Source organism: Gillisella vitis, assembly GCF_021559775.1.
Classification (GTDB): Bacteria; Pseudomonadota; Alphaproteobacteria; order Rhizobiales; family Rhizobiaceae; genus Allorhizobium; species Allorhizobium ampelinum.
On the sequence record NZ_CP056047.1, the window covers coordinates 1,468,968 to 1,488,775 of the forward strand.

The 19,808-nt window shown below is 57.6% G+C and carries 26 protein-coding genes; 24 read left to right on the forward strand and 2 right to left on the reverse strand.

The features are described 5' to 3' along the window. Positions 1-304: 304 nt before the first annotated feature. The gene (locus tag AVCG78_RS07005; RefSeq protein ID WP_156582724.1) at positions 305-571 is read right to left on the reverse strand and encodes a hypothetical protein; all 267 of its coding nucleotides are present in this window, start codon (positions 569-571) and stop codon (positions 305-307) included. Between AVCG78_RS07005 and AVCG78_RS07010 the strand changes: the two genes are divergently transcribed. The 19 genes from AVCG78_RS07010 to AVCG78_RS07100 all read left to right on the forward strand — a co-directional run bounded on the left by AVCG78_RS07010 (position 570) and on the right by AVCG78_RS07100 (position 13,737). Beyond that, on the forward strand, positions 570-1,238 hold the full coding sequence (locus tag AVCG78_RS07010; RefSeq protein WP_143049417.1) for a hypothetical protein: 669 nt from the start codon (positions 570-572) through the stop codon (positions 1,236-1,238). The two genes, AVCG78_RS07005 and AVCG78_RS07010, sit on opposite strands and share 2 nt — an antisense overlap. A 288-nt stretch (positions 1,239-1,526) precedes the next feature. Then, positions 1,527-1,856: an HNH endonuclease gene (locus tag AVCG78_RS07015; protein WP_071585162.1), complete on the forward strand. Its 330-nt coding sequence runs from the start codon at positions 1,527-1,529 to the stop codon at positions 1,854-1,856. Then, positions 1,853-2,113, forward strand: a complete 261-nt coding sequence (locus tag AVCG78_RS07020; RefSeq protein ID WP_071585163.1) for a spike base protein, RCAP_Rcc01079 family — start codon at positions 1,853-1,855, stop codon at positions 2,111-2,113. The genes AVCG78_RS07015 and AVCG78_RS07020 overlap by 4 nt, the downstream gene beginning before the upstream one ends. 185 nt (positions 2,114-2,298) lie before the next feature. Then, positions 2,299-2,694, forward strand: a complete 396-nt coding sequence (locus tag AVCG78_RS07025; RefSeq protein ID WP_234796164.1) for a hypothetical protein — start codon at positions 2,299-2,301, stop codon at positions 2,692-2,694. Position 2,695: 1 nt separating this feature from the next. Continuing rightward, positions 2,696-4,408 (forward strand): terminase large subunit, encoded by a 1,713-nt coding sequence (locus AVCG78_RS07030; protein ID WP_071585165.1) that lies wholly within the window; start codon positions 2,696-2,698, stop codon positions 4,406-4,408. Positions 4,409-4,429: 21 nt separating this feature from the next. Beyond that, positions 4,430-4,612, forward strand: coding sequence for a hypothetical protein (locus tag AVCG78_RS07035; protein WP_071585166.1), 183 nt, complete (start codon positions 4,430-4,432; stop codon positions 4,610-4,612). Further along, a complete protein-coding gene (locus AVCG78_RS07040) occupies positions 4,613-5,929 on the forward strand; it encodes a phage portal protein (RefSeq protein ID WP_143049418.1) in 1,317 nt (438 codons plus the stop codon). It abuts the gene before it with no gap. Then, positions 5,926-7,290 (forward strand): HK97 family phage prohead protease, encoded by a 1,365-nt coding sequence (locus tag AVCG78_RS07045; protein ID WP_156582723.1) that lies wholly within the window; start codon positions 5,926-5,928, stop codon positions 7,288-7,290. The genes AVCG78_RS07040 and AVCG78_RS07045 overlap by 4 nt, the downstream gene beginning before the upstream one ends. A gap of 72 nt (positions 7,291-7,362) precedes the next feature. Then, positions 7,363-8,766: a phage major capsid protein gene (locus AVCG78_RS07050; protein ID WP_071585169.1), complete on the forward strand. Its 1,404-nt coding sequence runs from the start codon at positions 7,363-7,365 to the stop codon at positions 8,764-8,766. A gap of 96 nt (positions 8,767-8,862) precedes the next feature. Then, the gene (locus tag AVCG78_RS07055) at positions 8,863-9,330 is read left to right on the forward strand and encodes a hypothetical protein (protein ID WP_071585170.1); all 468 of its coding nucleotides are present in this window, start codon (positions 8,863-8,865) and stop codon (positions 9,328-9,330) included. Between the two features lie 60 nt (positions 9,331-9,390). Then, positions 9,391-9,855: a hypothetical protein gene (locus AVCG78_RS07060; protein WP_071585171.1), complete on the forward strand. Its 465-nt coding sequence runs from the start codon at positions 9,391-9,393 to the stop codon at positions 9,853-9,855. Next, a complete protein-coding gene (locus AVCG78_RS07065; protein WP_071585172.1) occupies positions 9,852-10,127 on the forward strand; it encodes a hypothetical protein in 276 nt (91 codons plus the stop codon). The genes AVCG78_RS07060 and AVCG78_RS07065 overlap by 4 nt, the downstream gene beginning before the upstream one ends. Next, positions 10,127-10,771, forward strand: a complete 645-nt coding sequence (locus AVCG78_RS07070) for a phage head-tail connector protein (RefSeq protein WP_071585173.1) — start codon at positions 10,127-10,129, stop codon at positions 10,769-10,771. The genes AVCG78_RS07065 and AVCG78_RS07070 overlap by 1 nt, the downstream gene beginning before the upstream one ends. Further along, the gene (locus AVCG78_RS07075; protein ID WP_071585174.1) at positions 10,771-11,154 is read left to right on the forward strand and encodes a hypothetical protein; all 384 of its coding nucleotides are present in this window, start codon (positions 10,771-10,773) and stop codon (positions 11,152-11,154) included. Before AVCG78_RS07070 ends, AVCG78_RS07075 begins: the two co-directional genes overlap by 1 nt. 1 nt (position 11,155) lies before the next feature. Beyond that, complete coding sequence (locus AVCG78_RS07080) at positions 11,156-11,437, forward strand: hypothetical protein (protein WP_071585175.1); 282 nt, start codon at positions 11,156-11,158, stop codon at positions 11,435-11,437. Beyond that, on the forward strand, positions 11,437-12,066 hold the full coding sequence (locus AVCG78_RS07085) for a hypothetical protein (protein WP_071585176.1): 630 nt from the start codon (positions 11,437-11,439) through the stop codon (positions 12,064-12,066). Before AVCG78_RS07080 ends, AVCG78_RS07085 begins: the two co-directional genes overlap by 1 nt. Positions 12,067-12,069: 3 nt before the next feature. After that, the gene (locus tag AVCG78_RS07090) at positions 12,070-12,510 is read left to right on the forward strand and encodes a phage tail terminator-like protein (protein ID WP_071585177.1); all 441 of its coding nucleotides are present in this window, start codon (positions 12,070-12,072) and stop codon (positions 12,508-12,510) included. A gap of 77 nt (positions 12,511-12,587) precedes the next feature. Beyond that, the gene (locus AVCG78_RS07095; RefSeq protein WP_071585178.1) at positions 12,588-13,517 is read left to right on the forward strand and encodes a phage tail tube protein; all 930 of its coding nucleotides are present in this window, start codon (positions 12,588-12,590) and stop codon (positions 13,515-13,517) included. A 1-nt stretch (position 13,518) separates the two neighbouring features. Further along, positions 13,519-13,737 (forward strand): hypothetical protein, encoded by a 219-nt coding sequence (locus tag AVCG78_RS07100; RefSeq protein WP_071585179.1) that lies wholly within the window; start codon positions 13,519-13,521, stop codon positions 13,735-13,737. 55 nt (positions 13,738-13,792) lie between these two features. Here AVCG78_RS07100 and AVCG78_RS07105 read toward each other — a convergent pair whose 3' ends face one another. Beyond that, positions 13,793-14,302: a hypothetical protein gene (locus AVCG78_RS07105; RefSeq protein WP_156612365.1), complete on the reverse strand. Its 510-nt coding sequence runs from the start codon at positions 14,300-14,302 to the stop codon at positions 13,793-13,795. A gap of 50 nt (positions 14,303-14,352) precedes the next feature. Between AVCG78_RS07105 and AVCG78_RS07110 the strand changes: the two genes are divergently transcribed. The 5 genes from AVCG78_RS07110 to AVCG78_RS07130 are packed head-to-tail and all read left to right on the forward strand — an operon-like array spanning position 14,353 to position 19,772. Continuing rightward, a complete protein-coding gene (locus AVCG78_RS07110) occupies positions 14,353-14,772 on the forward strand; it encodes a hypothetical protein (protein WP_071585181.1) in 420 nt (139 codons plus the stop codon). Continuing rightward, positions 14,769-15,149: a hypothetical protein gene (locus AVCG78_RS07115; RefSeq protein WP_071585182.1), complete on the forward strand. Its 381-nt coding sequence runs from the start codon at positions 14,769-14,771 to the stop codon at positions 15,147-15,149. The genes AVCG78_RS07110 and AVCG78_RS07115 overlap by 4 nt, the downstream gene beginning before the upstream one ends. 22 nt (positions 15,150-15,171) lie before the next feature. After that, on the forward strand, positions 15,172-18,393 hold the full coding sequence (locus AVCG78_RS07120) for a phage tail length tape measure family protein (RefSeq protein WP_071585183.1): 3,222 nt from the start codon (positions 15,172-15,174) through the stop codon (positions 18,391-18,393). 2 nt (positions 18,394-18,395) lie between these two features. Then, a complete protein-coding gene (locus AVCG78_RS07125; RefSeq protein WP_143049421.1) occupies positions 18,396-19,157 on the forward strand; it encodes a DUF3088 domain-containing protein in 762 nt (253 codons plus the stop codon). A gap of 3 nt (positions 19,158-19,160) precedes the next feature. After that, complete coding sequence (locus tag AVCG78_RS07130; RefSeq protein ID WP_174089671.1) at positions 19,161-19,772, forward strand: hypothetical protein; 612 nt, start codon at positions 19,161-19,163, stop codon at positions 19,770-19,772. Positions 19,773-19,808: the final 36 nt, after the last annotated feature.

Genomic DNA, 19,808 nt, shown 5'->3' on the forward strand with positions numbered 1-19,808 from the left:
GCTCAATCTCGGCCATAAATCCCGGACCCTTCGTTGGAATGCGAGGACCGCGAAGCGTTTGACGGTCCTTCATCTGAGACAAGGGGTGTAGGGACGGAGCGCTAGGAGCGCAAATTATTCGGCGCGGAGCGCTAGCCCCAAAGGTCTGGAACGGTAGACCGAAACAAATTCAAATACTTGCCAGAATTGGAACGCTAGGAGAGCAAAACTGCGGCCTTCGCATGTGCGCGCGCCATTTCCTATTTCCTTCGATATGAAGTGTGTATTGATGGTGGCGCTTTGTAATAAGTGTTTCCCGTGCGCGTCATGTTGGGCCGCACTTTACCTCTCCTACCTCTCCATTCTGTTTTAAGTGTATGATTTTATTTACTTCTATCTCTCCATTTGTTATATTTTTATCTCTCCATTTTGATTTGTTATCTCTCCTACCGTTCCAAAAAACAGGAATAAGGGGTTCTTCCATGAAGAAAATGAGGATTGAAGCCTTTCTGAATTGGGCTTTCACGAAAGAACTGTGTAAGGCGGGCTCTGGATCGGGTAGCTCTGCAGTTGTCGGATCGGCTTGGTCCATGGTGAGTGATTTTGCGACCCTTGGAACGTTGATCGATAAGAGCCCAAATGTGTATGGTGTGATTGCTGGATATACAGAGGAGGGCGACCCGCACCCGGACGCGCTGCGGGCTGGTGCAGCCGTGAGAGGCCTGATCGACTTCGGCTTCGATATCCCTGAAGATTGGAGCCTGTTCCCTGACTGGCCAGACGAGCATGGTCTGGTCGCGGCGGAAGTGGCGCGGGTACGGGAAGAGGTGTTGATCAAGGGCGACCGGCTGGCAGGCAGTCATATGGTGGCGCTGGTTACCACATGCGCTATTCTGAACCGTGGCCCGGACTGGCGTGCAAAGAAGCCTGGCGAGGGAATGGTGATGAGCCCGGATGGCAAGCCGAAATGGTTTGCTCTATCTAAATCCAAGGATGCATTCGGCCGATCCTACACCCTGGAGGTGGATGGCTATAACCGCCGGTCGCGTCGTCCAGTGAAGGGGGCCTATCGGAAGTATCAGTTATCCTGTTCGATCCGTGGTGCCATTCTTGACCGGTTGGAATGGCAGATATGGCAGGCGGCCCTCTCCGCGATCTATACGGATATCCAGGGTGATTTGCAGGGGCATGAAATCCTGCCCTTTATCCCCGACCTTGAGCCGTGGTCGCAGTCGAATAAAATGGATAAAGCGGCCTAAAGTGATGATAATGCTTTGAAATAATCGTAATTGCGGTTCGTTGACATGCGCCAGTTGCTTGACATAGATTGAGGACAGTAAAAAAGGTTAGGAAAACCCGCTGGCGGAAACGCTCGGCGGGTTTTGCATTTCCAGCCGATGGAGGCGACCATGCCCCCCGCCGCTGTAATGGTGGCTCTTAGTTTGAGGTGATGATGTTCGGTGCTGTTCTGGGATAGCAGCTATCACGAACGACCAAACATCTATAAGCGGCCCAGCGGTCGCCTTGATCAATCTGGAGAGTGTCTATTGGCAAAGCTTAAGACGCTGTCATCGTCCATCCGCATCGCTGACACCCGCTCAGTCAAGCCGCCGCCAAAGCAGGCGGATAAGGAGCTGTCCAGCCCGGAGTACCGGGCATGGGCTGCGGAAGTGAAGCGGCGCGCTGGCTTTCAATGCGAGTGGGTTGAGGCTGGCAAACGATGCCATGTCGGTGCGCGCGCCCGGCTCTTCGCTGATCATAAGTTAGAGCGCCGCGATGGTGGTGCGCTGCTCGACCCTGCCAACGGGCAATGCCTCTGCGGCTCGCACCATACCCGCAAGACCATCGCGGCCCGCACCGAAAGGCTACGCTCATGACCGACTACAAGAACGCAGGCGGTGGCTTGCAGGATCAGGGACGCAAGACGCTGGCCGTCGTGCCAGGTAACGCTGACCTGTCATCGACTGCAAAGGGCCTCTTGGTCCTCGCTGCCGGTGACGTGACAGTCGTTCCGATTGACAACGCTGACGCTGAGGCGGTCGCCTTCACTGGCCTGACGGCGGGTCAGTTCATCCCGCTGGTCGTCCGCAGGGTCACCGCCGCCACCGCCACCGTCGTCGCCGTCATTGGCTGACCCGGCAGGGGTAGGGGGTTTAATTCCCCACCCCCACCCGGGGACCGTAACCGCATAGGGCCCATGGAGAGGTTTTTTTTCGTATGACTGGAAATTTCAACCTCTTTGGATGGGATGATGATGCCCCTCCGAAGGGTAGAGGTCGTCCGGCTCATACGCCAACGCCAGAAAGTCGCAATAAAATCATGCTGTTAATGGCTATTGGCCGTAGCACTGCGGAGATGGCGGCGGCGTTGAACATCACCGAACCGACGTTGCGGAAGTATTATTTTTCGGAGCTTCGGTCGCGGCATGAAGCGCGGTTCCGGGTCGAGGGTCAGATGCTTCTGCGGCTGTATCAACAGTGCGAGCAGGGGAATGTCGGCGCTTTAAAGGAACTGGGCAAGCGCCTTGGCGATGCACTGTTGGCGGATGGCGCATTTGAGCGCCGGGCCAAGGAAGCCGCCACTGCCAATGTCACCAAAGTGCCGAAATTGGGCAAAAAGGAGCAAGCCTTGAAGGATGCTTTGACGCCCAACACGGAAACGCCGCTTGGCCGGCTGATGGCAGAACGCGATACCATGGGCGGGAAGCTCAACTGATATGAGCATCCATGTGAAGCCTTGGGACCTGTCGTGCCCCGACTGGGAAGAACGGCTGATGTCCAGCCGATCGCTGGTGCCGGATCTGCCGCTGTATCGTGATGAATCTGAAATGGCCGTCGCCATCTTCGACGAGCTTCGGTTACCGGATGTGATTGGTATGCCGAAACTGCGGGATGCCTGCGGCGACTGGTTCCGTGATATTGTCCGGGCAGTGTTCGGTTCACGCGACCCGGCTACCAATGAACGCCTGATCCGCGAGGTCCTCGCTCTTGTCCCGAAAGGGCAGTCCAAGACGACATATTCTGGCGGCATGATGATCACCGCGATGGTGATGAACCAGCGCCCACGTGCAGAAATGCTGTTCGTTGGACCGACGCAGGCGATTTCGGATCGCGCCTTCGCCCAGGCGCAGGGGATGATCGAGGCCGATCCTGATCTGGCGAAACGATTTGAGGTCAAGGAACATCTCAAAGAGATCCATGACCTGAAAAACAAGTCCAAAATGAAGGTCAAGACCTTCGCCCTGGACATTCTGACCGGGTCCATGCCGGTTTTCGTACTGCTGGACGAGCTTTGGCTCTTGGGCAGAAATGCGCATGCGGCAAAAGTTATCCGCCAGATTCGTGGTGGCCTTGAGAAGAACTCGGAAGGGTTCTTCATGATTATCAGCACCCAATCCGATGAGCCGCCGGTTGGCGTCTTTAAGGACGAGCTGATCACGGCGCGTAAGATCCGGGATGGCAAGTTCCGGGATAAGGAATTCCGGGCGATGTTGCCGGTGCTCTATGAGTTCCCAGATCATATCGCCAAAGACCCGGCGCTCTGGCAGGACCCTCAGAACTGGCGATTGGTGATGCCCAATCTTGGCCGTTCCATGCGGCTGGACAGCCTTATCAAGGATTGGGAAGGCGAACGGTCCAAGGGCCAGAAGGATATCCAGATCTGGGCATCCCAGCATCTGAATATCGAGGTCGGGATTGGTCTGAAGACGGATGCTTGGCCGGGCGTTGATTTCTGGCAAGCCAGGGAAGACGACACCCTGACCTTTGAAACGCTTTTGGAGCGGTCGGAGGTTATCGTTGTCGGCATCGATGGCGGGGGACTTGATGATCTTTTCGGGTTTTCAGCCCTCGGGCGTGAAAAGGTCACGAAGAACTGGCTCGGATGGTCTTACGCCTGGTGTCATGAAGGTGTGCTGGAGCGCCGCCAGACAATCGCCGCGGCGCTGAAAGGTTTCGAGGAAGCCAAGGATCTGACAATCGTCGATGACGAATTGCAGGACCTTGGCGAAATCATCGAGAAGATCCGCATCATCCATGAAGCAGGTCTGCTGGCCTGTGTCGCGGTCGATGTGGAAGGCCCATATGGCGAGCTTGTTGACGAGCTTGCGAAGATTGATATCACCCAGGACGAAGGCCTCATCGAAGGCGTTGGACAGGGCATCAAACTGATGAACGCCATCAAGAGCACCGAACGCCGCCTGGCGCGCGGGACATTCCGCGTTGCCAAGAGCCTGTTGATGCGTTGGTGCGTTTCGAACCTGAAGATTGAGGCCACGGCGACGGCCATCCGCGCGACCAAGCAGAATGCGGGTGATGCGAAGATTGACCCAGCGATGGCCTTGTTCGACGCGGCTAGCATCATGATCACCAACCCGGAGCCGAAGCATAAGGCTTCGGTCTACGAAGAAAACGACTTGCTTGTCGTTTAACCTGTTATCGAAAGATCCAATATGAACCTGCGCAACCTGCCAACGATGATGGCCCGGTGCTTTGGCATCGTGGGCGGACGTGAGCTTGTGTTGTTCGCTGGTCTCGTGCTGGTTGGCTATGGGCTATCGTTGGTTTTCCTGCCTGCCGCGTTCATCGTGCCGGGTGGCATTATGGTCGCTGTAGCCATTTTTGGGGTCCGATAAGTGGGATTGCTGTCTGGCTTCCAAAACAGGGGATCGTCATCCGGTTCCGTGTCAAAGTCGGCAGGTATCCCTGCCTCCGGTTTTCTGCCGACCCTCGGCGCTATCCCGTCGGCTGCGGGTGTGCAGATCAGCCAGGGGACAGCGATTGGTGTTTCCACGGTCTATGCCTGTGTCATGCAGCGTGCCCGTGATTTTGCCCGTTGCACGCCGCGCATCTTGAGCTTGGAGGATGGCCGCTCCGGCGACAAGAACACCGACCATTATCTGGCGAAGATCCTGCGCCGTCCGAACTGGGTTCAGACCTGGTTTGAATTTGCCTTGCAGATGCATGTTGCCTTGCTTTTGCGCAACAATGCCTATGCCGTCATCCTGCGCCGTCCAGATGGCACGCCGCAATATCTGATCCCGGTCAATCCCGACAATGTCATGGTGCTGGAGGCTTCTGACGGCCAGGTGTTTTACAATGTCAACCGGCAGGGCCTGTTTCAGATGGCGGCGTTGCGGGATCATCCCGTATCCATTCCGGAAGAGGATGTGCTGCATTTGCGCGGTCTGGCTTTCAATATGCTGGTCGGCGTGTCCACCATCGGCATTGCGCGGGATGCGATTGGCCTAGCCATGGGGCTTGAACAGCAATCATCCCGGTTCATGCAGAATGGGGCCCGGCCATCTGGCGTGTTGCAGTCTAAAGGCAAGTTAAACAAAGATTCTGCCGAGCGGCTGCGCGACCAGTGGGACAGCATGCGGTCGGGCATTCAGAATGCTGGGCGGACGGCTGTTCTTGAAGAGGGCACCGAGTGGAAGCCGATGCAGATGACATCGGTCGATCTCGAATTCATGGAACAACGTAAGTTCCAGAGTGAGGACATCGCCCGCTTCATGAATATGCCGCTGTGGAAGATCGGCATTACTGGCGAGTTGGGCAAGACCAAGATCGAGGATGCGCAGCAAGAATACGTCGATTCCGTCATCATGCCGGATATCGAATTATGGGAACAGAAGCTTGAAATGCATTTCGATCTCGATGCTGCGGGTCTCCAGGCGGATTTCGATGAACGTAACCTGTTGCGCGCATCTGAAACCATCCGGATCAACAACCAGCGTCTGAAGGTCATGTCGGGCCTGGCTACCCCAAATGAGTGCCGCGCCGAAGAGGGCCTGAAGCCGATGGAAGGTGGCGACAAACTGTTCTTCCCGGTCAACACAGCGGCGTTGGGATCAAATGTCACTGGAACCGCGGCGGATGGCGCTGGCCGACCCGAAAACGGTACGTTGGCCGACCCCGGCAATGGTAGCAAGGATGGGAAAACATTATGAACCTGGTCCATAAGGCCTTTGCCGCCACCACGGAAACGCTGACTGACAAGCGGCAAGTGAGGGTTATCGTCTCTACCGGCGATGTCGACCGGTCAGGCGAAATCATTGTGCCGAAGGGCATCCAATGGGCGGCCTACATGGCAACGGGTGCAGGGCCTGTTCTGTGGAACCACAACCCGAATATGCCGATCGCAAAGTGCATTGACATCGGATTGCAGGGCAACCAGATCGTGGCACTCGTGCAGTTCCCGCTGGAAGGCGAAGATCCGCAGTCGGACCTTTATTACAATAAGATCAAGTTCGGGTCTGTCCCCGGTGTATCGATCGGGTTTCAGCCGGCAGACGCGACACCGCTGGATAAGGGCAACCCAGTGGATGGGCCTCAGAAATACTTGTCTTGCGACATGATGGAATTTTCCTTCACGCCGATTCCCTGCAATCCCAACGCCATCGTCGTTGACAAGAATGCCAAGGGGACCAACTGGAAAGTCGGAGCCTCGCGCAATCTGCCGATGGATGACGACGGCGCATCCGGTAGCGACGGGGATATTTTCGCCGCCGCCGATTTCGACAGTGATAGCCCGGACACGACTTTCGCCCGTAAGGGCTTCCTTGCCTATGACGCGGCCAACCCCGACGACCGTTCATCCTACCGCCTGCGTTTCGCCAAGATGCTGAATGGCCGCCTAGCCGCTTGCCCGGTGTTGATCAAGGCCGCTCGGGCCGAACTCCTGACCGCCAATCTTCCTGATGAGGCCGCTGCCAAGGCTGCCGCCGTGCTGGATCACTATGAGGGTATCATGACCAAAGCCGCTGCAAAAACCGTCATCAAGGCCGGGGCAGAGATCAAGATCAAGAGCCTTTGGCATGTCGCGCAACTCGCCAATATCCTGGAAGACATCGCTTGGCTGAAGGAATGCGTCGAATGGGAATGCGTCTACGAAGAAGACGGCTCCCAGATGCCAGCCACCCTTGGCCAAATCATGCAGGAGATGGGGGCGGCGCTGATCGCCATGACGCAGGAAGAGGTTGCCGAACTTCTGAAAGAAGAGAGTGCAGAGGCCGCCGACACGGTCATCAAGGGCTATTGCGCAGCCGGTGCTTCACCACTGGTCAAGGCTGTGGTCGCCGTTCATGTGAAGACCGGTCGCAAATTTTCGGCCAGCTCGATCACCACGATGCAGGATGCCTGCAAGGCGATCAAGGACGGGCATGACGCCCTGCAAAAACTTATTGATGCGGAACCCTCCGACACGGATGGGGACCAGACCGCCGAGGCCGACACGGTCAAGGCAGCCCAGCGCATGAAGATCAAACGCATGCGCGAGGCGGACATTCTGCGGCTTTCCCAGCCGCTCTGATCGCTGGCGACAGGCTGGTTTCAACCCTCATTCAAACTGTGCGCACTGGATGCGCCACGGAGATCTATTCCTATGAAAACCAAGATTGCTGACCTTCTGGCGGCCCGCACCAAGGCTTTTTCCGCCCTTGAAGTCGCTGCCTCCGACGAAGCCACGACCGATGATGTCTATGAAGCGGCCAAGAAAGCTGTCACCGACATCGACATGCAGATCAAGCGCCTCAAAGATGCGCAGACGTTAATGGCTTCGACCGCCATTCCTTCCGTTGGCCAGGACGACCTGACAAAAGTGTCTGCGACTGTCGAGAATGACGCCTATGTCAAGGAAAAGTCCCTGTTGCTCGGCGGGATCACTAAGATGATCGGCCGCTCGAACGGCGACATCTACAATGCCCGCAAGCACTCCGAAGAAACCTATGGCGAAAATCACCCCGTCACCAAGGCACTGAACGTTTCCACCGGGTCCGCAGGGGGCTTCCTGGTCCCTCCAGATGTCATGAACGAAGTGATCCCCCTGCTGCGCGCTCAGTCCGTTGTGCGTGCTGCTGGCCCGCGAAATATCGCAATGCCTCGCGGTACAATGACGCTGCCCGGCCAGAATTCCGCCGCGACCGCTTTCTATGGGTCTGAAAACCAGCCGATCGTCGGGTCTCAGCCTTCTGTTGGCAATATCGTCGCCAGCTACAAGAAACTCACCGCTTTCGTTCCGGTTTCGAACGACATGATGCGCTACGCAGACCCTGCCATCGATGCATTCGTTCGTGATGACCTTGTCCGGGTCATCGGCCTTCGTGAGGATCTCGCCTTCCTGCTCGGTGACGGTATGCAGAATACGCCGAAAGGCTTTCTGGCCTTTGCCAACGGCTGGGTCCAAAAGGGCGGCGGCACTGTCGGAAACTGGCTCACCACAGCCGCTTCGACCCTGGCGGTCAACGGTGCGGACCCCGACAACTCAACGGGCGGTAACTTCATCACCTCGACGGCCAACTATACCTTGTCGACCGTCGCCACCGAACTCGGCGGCGCGGTCAACAAGCTTGACCAGGCGAACGTGCCGGATAGCAAGCGTGTATGGTTCATGAACCCGCGCAGCTTCAACTATCTCTACAACGTTCAGAATTCGCTCGGCGTTTACGTCTATCGTGACGAGCTGACCAAGGGAACGTTGTTCAGCTACCCCGTCAAGAAGACCACGCAGATCCGCACGAACTACTGGGATGCAGCCGGCACGAACAAAGATCTGTCCTTTGTCATGCTGGTCGAAATGACGGAAGACATCGTCCTCGACAGCATGCAGCTGGAACTGGCCGTGTTCCGCGAAGGCTCCTATGTCGATCCGGTCACTGGCGCGACGATTTCCGCCATGACGAACGACCAGACCGTGATCCGCGCGATTGCCGAACACGATCACCAGATGCGTCATGATGCGGCTGTTGCCGTTATCCAGGGCGTTCGCTGGGCTCCGGCTATCTCCTGACCTTTGATGCCATGATTGGGCGCGGATCACCCCACGCCTGACCATCCGCACGGGTCTTAGGCCCGAAACCCCATCCATCGTGAAGGATACAATCAGATGACTTCGACAATCGTCACACAGCGCAATGTTGGTGGCCTCGGCAAGGTCAAGCGCCTGTCTGCCGCTGCGGCTGGCACTGCCGGCGGTACCGGCGACAACACTCAGGTGACCGGTGTTACCATTGACCGGATGGTCGGCGGTGCATTGGCAGGGTCGCTCGCCCTGGCCATTATCGGTGAAGCCACTTTGGCCGCCGCTGCCACGCTGTCTCTTGCCTATACCGCCCAGGACAGTGCTGATGGCACAAACTGGACGACCTATGCAACCGGTGCCAATGCGGTGATTTCCACGGGCGCCACGGGTGGTTCCACCAATGGCATCGAGCTGGATATCGATATCGACCTCGGCCCGGCCAAGCGTTTCGTCCGTATTCTGTTCACGCCCGATCTTTCGGCGGCGAATACCGATACATTCGCTTTGCGCGCCGTGGGCTTCCTCGCCGGTTTTGACCGGGTTCCGCAGTAAAACAGACGGCGCGGCGTCCGACAGCCGCGCCTCTCCCCCTTCCAGGAAAGGCCTTCGATCATGGATGACATCTGGAGCACGCTGCGCGGCGCAATGGCTGCTGCGGCAAAGACCTATGCCGATGCGGATGGCGGCTCCGTAACCCGTCCGCATATCATGGCGGCCCATGGCCTGCTCTCCAATGCCTTGCGGCAGGAATTCGATGCGGCTATGGCCCGGGGTTATATCGAGGCCGTTGAAAGCGAAAAGCCTGCCGAACCGGTGGAACATGAGGTTCCAGTGGAGACGGTACCCCCGGTCGATCCTTCGGCCCCGATGGAACCTTCGCAAACAGTGGGTACCGTGGAACCGATCAACCCCTCGGCTCCCGTCGATCCTGATGTCGATGGTTCTTCGCCCGCTGTTGGGCAGTCAGACGTTGTTGCAGATTCTGCTGGTGCCGACGATGCGGTTGACCCGACTTCTGAGGGCGCACCTGATACGACAACTGCCCCTGCGACAGAAACCCCGGAGACAGTCGTATGAAAACCGTAACTTTGACGGCAGATCTTCGGCCTTGGCGCGCTGGCGATGAAATCCACGTCGAGGACGACCTGGCTCTGAAACTTATAGGAACCAAAGAGGCGAAGAACATGCGTCCGTTCCGCCCCCAGGGTTACCAGACCAAGGTGATGTCACCGGAAGAAGGGCAAGGCTCTCAAAATTATCGGGTGAAAGCCGTAGCATCGGGTTTTCGCGATTTCTCTGCGAAGCTGTCTGGCAAAATGCCTTCGAGCAAGAAGAAAGCAAAAGCCTGATGGGCTATCGCTCGGTCACCACCATCGTCACGGCAGCGTCATCCTATGACTTGGCTACGCTGGCTGATGTGAAGGCCGAATTGTCGATTACCGATACCGACAGTGACGCCCTGCTGGGGCGCTACATCCGTGCATCGTCCAAGGCGATCGAGCAGTATTGCAATCGGGTTTTCGCCCGTGAAACGATCAAGGACGAGTTCTGGCCGGATCGCGAACCCTATGCGTTCCAGCTGACCACGACCCTGAAGAGCTTGCAGCTGAGCCGCTGGCCGGTCGGCGCCGTGACCAGTGTAACCGAAAACGGTGTTGCCTTGACGGAGAACACTGAGTTTCGCGTTGAAAATGTTGCTGGAGCGCTTTGGAGGTTGGATGACCTGGCCTATCCGAATGTCTGGCGGTCCTGGCCGATTATTGCCATCTACGATGGCGGGTATCAGGATATTCCTGACGATGTGCAGGACGCGGCGATCCGCCTGGTTAAGGCGCGTTATCTGGCGCGGGGCCGTGACCCGTTCCTGAAGTCGGAAGACATTCCGGGCGTCCGTTCGGTGCAATATTGGGTGGCAACCGGCGATGATGCTGGAAACCTGCCGCCCGATGTCTCCGACATCCTGTCAAACTATCGCCAAGTGGTCAGCGTCTGATGACTGCGGAAATCACAGCTCTCGACGATGCAGTTCGCCGCGCTGGCGAAAACGTGGTCCTGCGCCGCACGGTCAAGCGCAGCGGCGCTGATGTCGTCGTCGAGGTGACGTGCCGCGCCGCTGTAAGGGCGGTATCGGTGGACCAGATTGTAGGGACGATCACGCAGAAGGATCTGAACGTGATCCTGTCGCCGACCCAGATCCTGGCTGACGATTGGCCGGGGCAGAATGACAGCATCACCTCCGGCAATGCTGTTGACCAGCATTTGCCGAAGGAGACCGACAAGATGGTGGTGCAGGGTAAGGAACGCCAGGTGCGCAGTGCCAAGCCGATCTATGTCGGCGGGGTTTGGGTGCGCATGGATATGGTCGTGGCAGGTTGATATGCGGATCAGCGCGCAAAAGGGGCATCCGTTCCATAACGATATTCTGCACCTCTATCTTCGTGTCTTCCTGAATGGCAGGGAATGCGACAATTGCATCTTTGCGGATGAAGAGGCTGGCACGGTCAAGCGGCTCCGCATCGGTTCCGATGGCCTGTTGTTGACGCAAAACGGTCACTTCGTGTCCGAGACGGTTTCTGGCAGCGTCAAGCTTGTCCTGAAAGACGGTGCCCCATCTGCCGCATGGCGTGAGCTTGGCCGGTTGAGGAGCCTCGGAATCTGATGGCCAGCAAGATGCAGTTTTTTGAACGGGACTTGAAACTGGCGACGGCTGGTCTTGAGCCGTCAACGATCAATGCCGCATTGGCGGCCTTTGCCAAGCGTGAATTGCAACGAGTTATTGCCTCGGGGCAGGCATCGACGACTTATGAGCGCTATGTGAATGGCGTATCCGGGGCGTTGGAAGAGAGTGTGCGGGCGCCTGGTCCTATCGTCTATCAGTTCGTCAACTGGCCCTTGCTGGTTCGGACGGCGATTTCGGAACTGCGTATGCGGGTTCCGGTCAAGTCCGGTCGTTATGCCAATGGGTTCATGGTGATCGCCAATCAGGCGGTGGTACGTGACTATAGTTCAATCCCGGTCAGTGCCGAGGTCATCATTATCAACGCGCGGCCCTACACTCGAAAAATGGAAAGCGGGGCAAACGGGTCTGGAAAGCGCCATTTCGAGGCGACGAAGAACGCCATGGCCTCCCGGTTCCGTGGTGTCTTCGATGTCGATTTTCGCTATCTCGCCGTTGGCGCGGGTTTGCAAAACGGTGTTCCATACATTCTGAAACGCGGAGGACGCCGCAAGGACAGGCAGGCCGGTATGCCGATCACCTATCCAGCCCTCATCATTAACGCGGTGTAATCCATGGCCAGCCCTGAAGTTTTCGCCGCATTCCAGTCCACTCTGAATGCAGGATGGTCTGCCACCGGAGTGGTGTTCGAAAACGAGTTCGCCCAGGATTACACGGAAGCGGGTCTGCCCTTCATTTATGTCGAGATCTATGGCGATAGCCTCGATCAGGAAACGGTCGGCGCTCCCGGGCAAAACATGTGGCGGGAAGAGGGCGCCGCCTATCTGCATGTCATGGTAAAATCCGGCTCCGGCAGTGGTCAGGCCCGCACCTGGGCAAAACAATTGCTGGCGCTGTTTCGTGAGCAGTCAATCGTCGTTGATGTTGCGACGGGCGAGCAGCTTCATATGCCGCAGATGAGCGTCGGGGCCGGGGAGCCGGGCCGGGATTTCCCGGAATACTGGGCGCTGACAGCCACCATCGCCTGGTATCGCCGCGACATCACTGGCGCGTGACATTTCGAACAGATCCGACAGATAACCGGCCGGTGCGCAGCGCCTGGCCCTTCACCCATGCATAGAGGGAGCCTCTTATGACCGTAGCAGACGGCAGTCAGGTCCGGCTTGCCGATGTGTCGGAAACGACCATCGGCACCACGCCGGCCACCCCCACGTTCCAGATCATGCGCTATGTGACCTCGGATGTGAAACTTTCCAAGCAGACCGACGTGCCAAACGAGGTTCGCGCCGACAGGAATGTCGGCAGCATCGTTGACGTTGGCCGATCCGTAACCGGATCGATCAACACACTGTTGAGCTATGGCACCTTCGATACATGGCTGGAACGGCTCCTGTGCTCTGCCTGGAGCACCAATGTTCTGAAAAACGGCGTCACGCCCAAGACCGGCACGCTGGAACAGTTCTTCGAGCAGGGCGCCACCGATACATTCATCCGCTATCAGGGTGTCCGGTGGAACACGCTGGACCTGACGCTGACAGCGCGCAAATCGGTCGAAGCGAACTGGGGGATTATGGGTATTCGCAGCCCAACCCCGACATCGGCCATTCTGACCGGCGCCACCTATACCGACCCGACAACCTCGCCGGTGTTCAATGCCGGTCTGAATGTCGCATCATTGGCGATGACGGGTATCACCAATTCGCCGAAGATGCAGAAGCTTACGATGCGCATCAACAACAATATCTACCAGAACGATATTGTCGGTGCCTATGAGCCTTACAGTCATGGGTATGGCAGATTTGAAATCACTGGCACCGCAACCACCTATTTCGAGAACCTCGATACCTATCAGGCAATCGTCGACCACTCTGATATCGATCTTGGCTTCACGCTGCTGGACGCCAACAGTAAGTCTTATGCCTTCAGCCTGCCGAAGGTAAAGCTGATGGATGGCGGTCCGACAGGCGTTGGCAATGGGCAGCCGGTCCTGCTCGATGTGCCGTTCCAGGCATATTATGATGCAACCTCGGCGGCCTCTCTGTCGATCACGCGGAGCGGCTAATATGGCTGACGTGAGCGACGCAGATGCGGCTTCGACCGCCGCGCCTACCGAAACCTTCGTTCCGGCTGTTTCCTTCCTCGGCTATCCGGACGGATCGACCGAAGTGCATTTCGTGGCTGGCGTCGAAAGCGCGCCGGTCACGGCAGAATTTGCCACGCTGATGCGGGCAAAAGGTCTGGTGGCCGACAGCAAAACCACCAACGAGGCTGCGGCGGACTAAAGCCGCCGCAGTAAGCCGGGTGGCGGGTGTTGTCGGACGCCCGCCGCCTATCCAATCAGCACTTCGGATCGCCATCGGCCCAGCGAATGACATCGCGAAGCGTTCGGCCTTGGGCGAGTGTATTGCCAGAGATGACGCCGATTTTGCTGCCCGTGCCGGATTTTTCTATCTTGGCCTTCCAGTAATAATTCCTGCTTCCGAGGCTCTGTAGGGAATAGGCGAGTTCGGCATATCCGAGTTCGCTATAAATATCGGCATCGACTTGAAAGGATGTGTAACTGCCTGTGGCGCTCATGCACCGCCGCGCTGTGTTGGCGAGGCGGCGATAGACCTCTTGATAGTTATCCGCATAGGTTTTTTCCTGTCGGACAGCATTGGCGCTCTTATCCAACGCGTCGGGTGATGATGAGCAGGCAGACAGCGACAGCATCGCAACGAGAATAGTTGATACGGCAAAGTGCCGGGAATTAGACATGCACGCCCCCTTTAGTTGTGCCCACATATTCGAACGATTTCCGCAGAGAGTCGAGAGCAACTGAAGCCACCAAACACTGTTGAAATTCATGCCTCGCTTGGCTTTCCGGCGGGGTTTACCCATTGATGAGGAAATCCGACATGACCATCAAGCTTGCATCGCTGAAAGCCGACCTCGACCGTGAAACCAAAGGCGATTGGGTGGACTTCCCCGATATCCCGGGTCTTCGGCTGAAGGTCTCATCGCTGTTCAAGCCAGAATATACCACGGCCCGTGATATCACATTGAAGCGTCTTGCCGCCGTCTACAAAGCAGATGCCATCCCGCAGCCGGTCTTGAGCGCCGAACTGGGCGGCCTTTACGCCAAGCACATCCTGCATGGCTGGGAGGGGCTGGACATCGATTATTCGGAGGCGGCGGCAGAGAAATATCTGACCGATCCCGCCTACCGCGTCCTGGTGGGTGCTGTGGAATGGTGCGCCGGCAAGATCGCCGAAACCCGCATCGAGTATGTGGAGAAAGACACAAAAAACTCCGGAAAGCCTTCCGCTGGCGCATGAAGCGCGCGGGGGCGAGCGAAAAAGAACGCGAGCAGCAGGACTGGTTGGCCGAACTGGCGCTGGAATATCCGGATGAACAATGGCTTCGTCCGCAACAAGCCGATGTCATCGATTTCCAGCATGAGCCCTGGCACAATCTGTACTTCCGGGCTTTCGATGACCTTCAATATGACCGGTTCTTCGGCGCCATGGGCGGCGAGGGGCCAATTACCTATCTGGCGCTCAGCCAGTGGGCTCGCGACCACGCCGTTTACGGCGAGGACTTTCATGAATTCAAGATTTTCATGAACGCGGTCGATGCGGAATGGTTGCAAATGCAGCGAGAACGCTCGGAAACGGAACGTGAAGACGCAAAACGCCGGGAAGAGCTGGCGTAACCCCTCACTAGGATGATGATTGATGACCGTCGAGATCAGCACGCTGCGCTTGGTGTCGGAAATGGATACGTCCTCCTATGAGGCGGGCGCCCGGCAGAAAGTCGCCGCTGACGAAGCCATGGTGGCGTCGGCCCAGAAGCTTGGGCAGACGTTCTCCCAAAATGACCAGAAGATCAGCAACAGTGCCAATGCCACGGAACGTCTGAAGCGAACCTATGTAGATGGGTATGCCAGCGCGCAGCGGTTCAATCAGGCGATTGATAATCTGAGCCGGAGTGTGGAGCGGGGCAATATCTCGCTTCAGGACTCTGCTGGTGTCCTGGACGGGATTTACCGTAAGCATGGCATGGTGGCAGATGCCAGCAAGCTGGCTGCGAAAGGTCAGTTAGATCTGGCAAGAGCAGTTGAGCAGGCGAATGGCCGGTTCAAAGACCAGCAGAATTTGCCGCCCGCCAATCAAAACCACGGTCGATCCTCTTTTTCAGCCCAGAACATCGCATATCAGGCGCAGGATGTGATCACACAGGCGGCCATGGGTGGAACGTCTTCCGCCATGATTGCTTTGCAGCAAGGCCCGCAGGCTGCCATGTCGTTCCAAGGCATGTCGGCGCGTCAGGCGATTTCTGCAATTGGCGGCGCGGCGGCCTCGATTGTCAGCCCGTTGTCGCTGGCGACCATTGCCGTCACGGGTCTGCTTGCTGCTGGTGTCGGCTATTTCTCGCGGATGTCCTTCGGTGCCAAGAGCGTGGATGATGCCCTGAAAGAGCATCAGCTAGCCATTCAGAAAATCAAGGACACTTATGATGCTGCGTCGAAATCCAAGGCTCAGTTTGGCCAGCGGGCGCAGACAGAGTTGCGGTATACGGCCAATACCGACCAGACGCAGCTTCAAAAAGTGCTGGATCAAAGCTTGCGCGCTTCGAGCCTGAAGCTGACACCGGCGCTTGATGCCTCGCAATATGATTATGCCGGGGCCGATATTGCGGGAACGCAGGCGCAACAACTGAAAGACAAATATGGCGCCTATGCCGAGGCGGTCTCCGGCTTTGCCGAAAGCGCTCGCACTGGAACGGGCGATGTCGCAGCGTTCCGCGAGGAAGTGCAGCGGATCGCCAATGGGGATACGACCAACAAGTTCTTGCAGGATAACGCGAAATTCCTGCTCGATGTGACGAACAATGCGTCGGAAGCCGCCAAGGCGATTGAGGAGCTTGCGCAGAAGCAGCGGGATTACGAGATTTCATTTTCGCGTACGCAGGCCGCAGCAAATGCCCAAAAGTATAATTCCGAGAATGGCGAAAAACTCCGGGATATGCAGCGCCAGCACAATGCCACTCTTTCCGGCCTTGGCGCGCGGTCACCGGAACAACTCGAGCGCGCCGCCCGTGCCCGTGCCGAGGCGCGGCCTGTTGACGCCACGGAAAGCCCGCAGGTGCGGCAGACCCGGATCGACATCGAGGGCGACCTTGCCCGTCGGCAGGCACAGCAACAGTTGACGCAGGCACAGAATGACCGTGTGCGGGCGCTGAATGCATCGGTGGATGCGCAGCGCAACGAGCTTTCGCTGATCGGCAAGACTGGCGGCGAGCTGGCCGCGCTGCAAATGGAATATCAGCAGATCGCATCGTTGCGGGAAAATGCCGCCAAAACCGGCGTGAAGGCCGATGAAGATGAAATCGCTCTGATCAAGCAGAAGGCGGCAGAGGCGGGGCGGTATGTCGACCTGATCAACAAGGCGAAGTTTCAGGATGATATCGCCTTCCAGCAGCGCCAGTTCAGCCGCAACCCCGGAGACCAGCAGATTGCCTCGCAGTTGAAAGGTGCTGGCCTGCCGGAAAACCTGCAAAGCAATGAGGCAAACCAGCTTCGCAGCCTTGCCCAGCAGCAATCGGCCCGGTCGCAGTCGAATTCTTTCTACCAGGACTTCGCCAGCCAGATGCAGTCGAACGGCGGCAAAATCGGCAAGGCGTTCGGCGATACCTTCCGCAACGCTTTGTTAGCCTCTGCCGCCAAGATGGGCGAGCAGGCCATGGACAAGCTGTTCGGCTATCTGATTGGCGGATTGCAGTCGAAGGGCGGCAGTGAAGCTGGCGGTGTCGTTGGCCTGGCCAGTAAGGCGCTCGGGCTGACTGGTGGCGTCTCGAAGCAATCGACAGGGTTTGGAACGGCTGCGGCAAATAGCAACCAGATGCCGGGGCTCAACCTCGCATCTGGCACCGTCGATAAGGCGTCTCAGCTGCTTGGTCCGAAGCAAACGCCAAATACTGACGTTGCGTCCTATATCGCCAAGGCGGCAACGCAGCGTGGCATAGACCCAAATGTTGCTTTGTCCGTTGCCAAATCGGAGGGCGGGCTGAAGAGCTGGAACCTCCAATCTCAATACGTGAAGAATGGCGTCCAGGAGCCATCGTTCGGCCCGTTCCAGCTCTATAAGGGCGGCGGTCTTGGCAATGACTTTATGAAGAAAACCGGCCTTGACCCGGCCCTTGCAGAAAACGGCCCCGCAGGCGTCGATTTTGCGCTTGACCACGCCAAAAAGAACGGGTGGGGCGCCTGGTATGGGGCGGATAAGGCTGGCATCAGCAATTGGCAGGGGATTGGTACCGGCGGCGGCACTGGGGCGGCGGCAGACGCTGTGGGTAAGCTTGCCAACGCATCCACGCAAGCGTCCACCAGCTTGACAGGTTTTGGCAACGGAATCGGACAGGTCGCATCGTCATTTGCCGGTAAAGCGGGCAACGTTGGTGGCGCGGCGGGTGGTTTCGATTGGTCGAGCCTTACCAGCTCGAGCTTCAAGACCAATACGACCTATGGTGACTTCATTGGTGCGACAGGCGGCCAGCAATCGTCTGGCGGTGGATTGTTCGGCCTCCTCGGTGGACTGGTCAAAGGCTTCGGTTCGCTCTTCCATTTTGCAGATGGCACGGAAAGTGCGCCGGGCGGCCTTGCCATCGTTGGTGAGCGTGGCCGCGAACTGGTCAATCTGCCGCGCGGTAGTCAGGTCATCCCGAACCACCGCACGGAAAGTGCGTTGGCCGCCAATGGCAACAGCAAGAGCGGGTTTTCCGCTCGGCAGTCCCGCCCGCAAGTGAATGTCACCATCATGGGCAATGCCTATGGCGACGATCATCTTCAGACGGCGATCAACAACGGTGTGCAACAAGGCTTCCAGGCGCAGGAGATCAACAACCGTCGCGGCAACACGGGCGCTCAATATGACCGCTGGAACAAGGACAAGGGCTGATCGTGGGGCGCTATACCAACCAGCATACGCTGGATATCGATTTCATTAAGCCGCAGGCGATGGAGTTCGATGTGCAGGCCAACGCCATTGATGGCGGACGCAACCTGATCAATGAATCGATCTCGGCTGAAATGACTGGCGGGGGTTTTGTGACCGCAACCTATGAAAACTGCTATGCGCAACAGCCCGAGGAGCATGAATATTTCAACTGGCTGGCAGCATGGTTGAACGGTTCGTTCCGCTTCATCAATGTGCCGCTGAAAACTGATTGGCAGGGGCCGTTCCCGATCATTGAGCGCCGACCCGTGCCGATCATTACCGGCATTCCCCATTCCGATGGGGCGCTGTTTTCCGATGGGTCAGGCTATAGCCAGGCAACGGTTTTCGCCGAGGTGAAGGCCGACGCGGCGGTCAACTCCGGTCAACTGACAATCCGGCTTTACGGGGCAACCCGCGAGATCCGTTGGTCCGACTGGTTTTCGATCTACCATGCAGCCGTCAAGGGCTGGCGGGTTTATCGCAACTGGGATGTGATCAGCGTGTCGGTGGAGGGTACGACGACCGTCAGCGGCGCCAGCCTGACCTACCGGGATTATGTTTTGGCAATCCAGCCTGCACTGCGGGAGGCGGTCACAGTGGGAACGCGCGTGGAATTCGCCCGCCCGCGTTTCGTCGCCAAGATTGCGCCCGGCCAGAAGATTTCGACCAAGGTGGAAAGCTTCTGGGTGACGCGGCCGACCTTGCAATTCGTGGAAGCTTTTTGATCTGTGACCTATAGCGTCGATTATCTGCCTGCCAATGTCGTCGAGGCACTGCGGGGGTCGCATCAGCTTGGGATATTCATGAATATCCAGACGGACCCGGCTTTGCATCTGTGGTTTGGCGTCAATGATATCCCGGCTCGGATCGATTCTGTGGATGAAGATGGCACCGTCTATCTCGGAGCCGGCTATCTCAATGGATTGCCGACGCTGGAAACCCAGATCAACGGTACGTCCGACAGCATCGAGCTGACCCTGTCGGGGCTCAACCCGGCCACGGGATCATCATTACTATCGAGCATCCCCGCCGTTCGTGGTTGCGAAATCTATATCGGCATCACGACGCTCGACGAGTATTACCAACCGATGTCCAGCATCGTGCCGATCTGGCAGGGCAAGGGCTCACACACATCCGTGTCCAGCCCCAGCGTGAGTGGCACGGATAATAGAACCGTTTCGATATCACTGACCTGCACCACGGGATCTGACACTCGCTCTCGTCCGTCCTATGCGCTGTGGTCGCATGCGCAGTTCCAGGCAGAACACCCGGGCGACGATTTTTGCAAGCAGACATCACGATTGGCGCGCGGCGTGCAGCCCGCCTGGCCAAATTACTGAGGTTTCATGAACATTCACCAATTTATCAGCGCACCG

Excerpts from the sequence above, each read along its gene's own strand:
- AVCG78_RS07095 (WP_071585178.1), top strand. The coding sequence starts at position 12,588 with ATGACCGTAGCAGACGGCAGTCAGGTCCGGCTTGCCGATGTGTCGGAA.
- AVCG78_RS07115 (WP_071585182.1), top strand. The coding sequence starts at position 14,769 with ATGAAGCGCGCGGGGGCGAGCGAAAAAGAACGCGAGCAGCAGGACTGG.
- AVCG78_RS07005 (WP_156582724.1), bottom strand. The coding sequence starts at position 571 with ATGGACCAAGCCGATCCGACAACTGCAGAGCTACCCGATCCAGAGCCC.
- AVCG78_RS07090 (WP_071585177.1), top strand. The coding sequence starts at position 12,070 with ATGGCCAGCCCTGAAGTTTTCGCCGCATTCCAGTCCACTCTGAATGCA.
- AVCG78_RS07060 (WP_071585171.1), top strand. The coding sequence starts at position 9,391 with ATGGATGACATCTGGAGCACGCTGCGCGGCGCAATGGCTGCTGCGGCA.
- AVCG78_RS07110 (WP_071585181.1), top strand. The coding sequence starts at position 14,353 with ATGACCATCAAGCTTGCATCGCTGAAAGCCGACCTCGACCGTGAAACC.
- AVCG78_RS07045 (WP_156582723.1), top strand. The coding sequence starts at position 5,926 with ATGAACCTGGTCCATAAGGCCTTTGCCGCCACCACGGAAACGCTGACT.
- AVCG78_RS07030 (WP_071585165.1), top strand. The coding sequence starts at position 2,696 with ATGAGCATCCATGTGAAGCCTTGGGACCTGTCGTGCCCCGACTGGGAA.
- AVCG78_RS07020 (WP_071585163.1), top strand. The coding sequence starts at position 1,853 with ATGACCGACTACAAGAACGCAGGCGGTGGCTTGCAGGATCAGGGACGC.
- AVCG78_RS07010 (WP_143049417.1), top strand. The coding sequence starts at position 570 with ATGGTGAGTGATTTTGCGACCCTTGGAACGTTGATCGATAAGAGCCCA.
- AVCG78_RS07105 (WP_156612365.1), bottom strand. The coding sequence starts at position 14,302 with ATGAATTTCAACAGTGTTTGGTGGCTTCAGTTGCTCTCGACTCTCTGC.
- AVCG78_RS07100 (WP_071585179.1), top strand. The coding sequence starts at position 13,519 with ATGGCTGACGTGAGCGACGCAGATGCGGCTTCGACCGCCGCGCCTACC.
- AVCG78_RS07050 (WP_071585169.1), top strand. The coding sequence starts at position 7,363 with ATGAAAACCAAGATTGCTGACCTTCTGGCGGCCCGCACCAAGGCTTTT.
- AVCG78_RS07070 (WP_071585173.1), top strand. The coding sequence starts at position 10,127 with ATGGGCTATCGCTCGGTCACCACCATCGTCACGGCAGCGTCATCCTAT.
- AVCG78_RS07120 (WP_071585183.1), top strand. The coding sequence starts at position 15,172 with ATGACCGTCGAGATCAGCACGCTGCGCTTGGTGTCGGAAATGGATACG.
- AVCG78_RS07065 (WP_071585172.1), top strand. The coding sequence starts at position 9,852 with ATGAAAACCGTAACTTTGACGGCAGATCTTCGGCCTTGGCGCGCTGGC.
- AVCG78_RS07035 (WP_071585166.1), top strand. The coding sequence starts at position 4,430 with ATGAACCTGCGCAACCTGCCAACGATGATGGCCCGGTGCTTTGGCATC.
- AVCG78_RS07055 (WP_071585170.1), top strand. The coding sequence starts at position 8,863 with ATGACTTCGACAATCGTCACACAGCGCAATGTTGGTGGCCTCGGCAAG.
- AVCG78_RS07080 (WP_071585175.1), top strand. The coding sequence starts at position 11,156 with ATGCGGATCAGCGCGCAAAAGGGGCATCCGTTCCATAACGATATTCTG.
- AVCG78_RS07075 (WP_071585174.1), top strand. The coding sequence starts at position 10,771 with ATGACTGCGGAAATCACAGCTCTCGACGATGCAGTTCGCCGCGCTGGC.
- AVCG78_RS07085 (WP_071585176.1), top strand. The coding sequence starts at position 11,437 with ATGGCCAGCAAGATGCAGTTTTTTGAACGGGACTTGAAACTGGCGACG.
- AVCG78_RS07025 (WP_234796164.1), top strand. The coding sequence starts at position 2,299 with ATGCTGTTAATGGCTATTGGCCGTAGCACTGCGGAGATGGCGGCGGCG.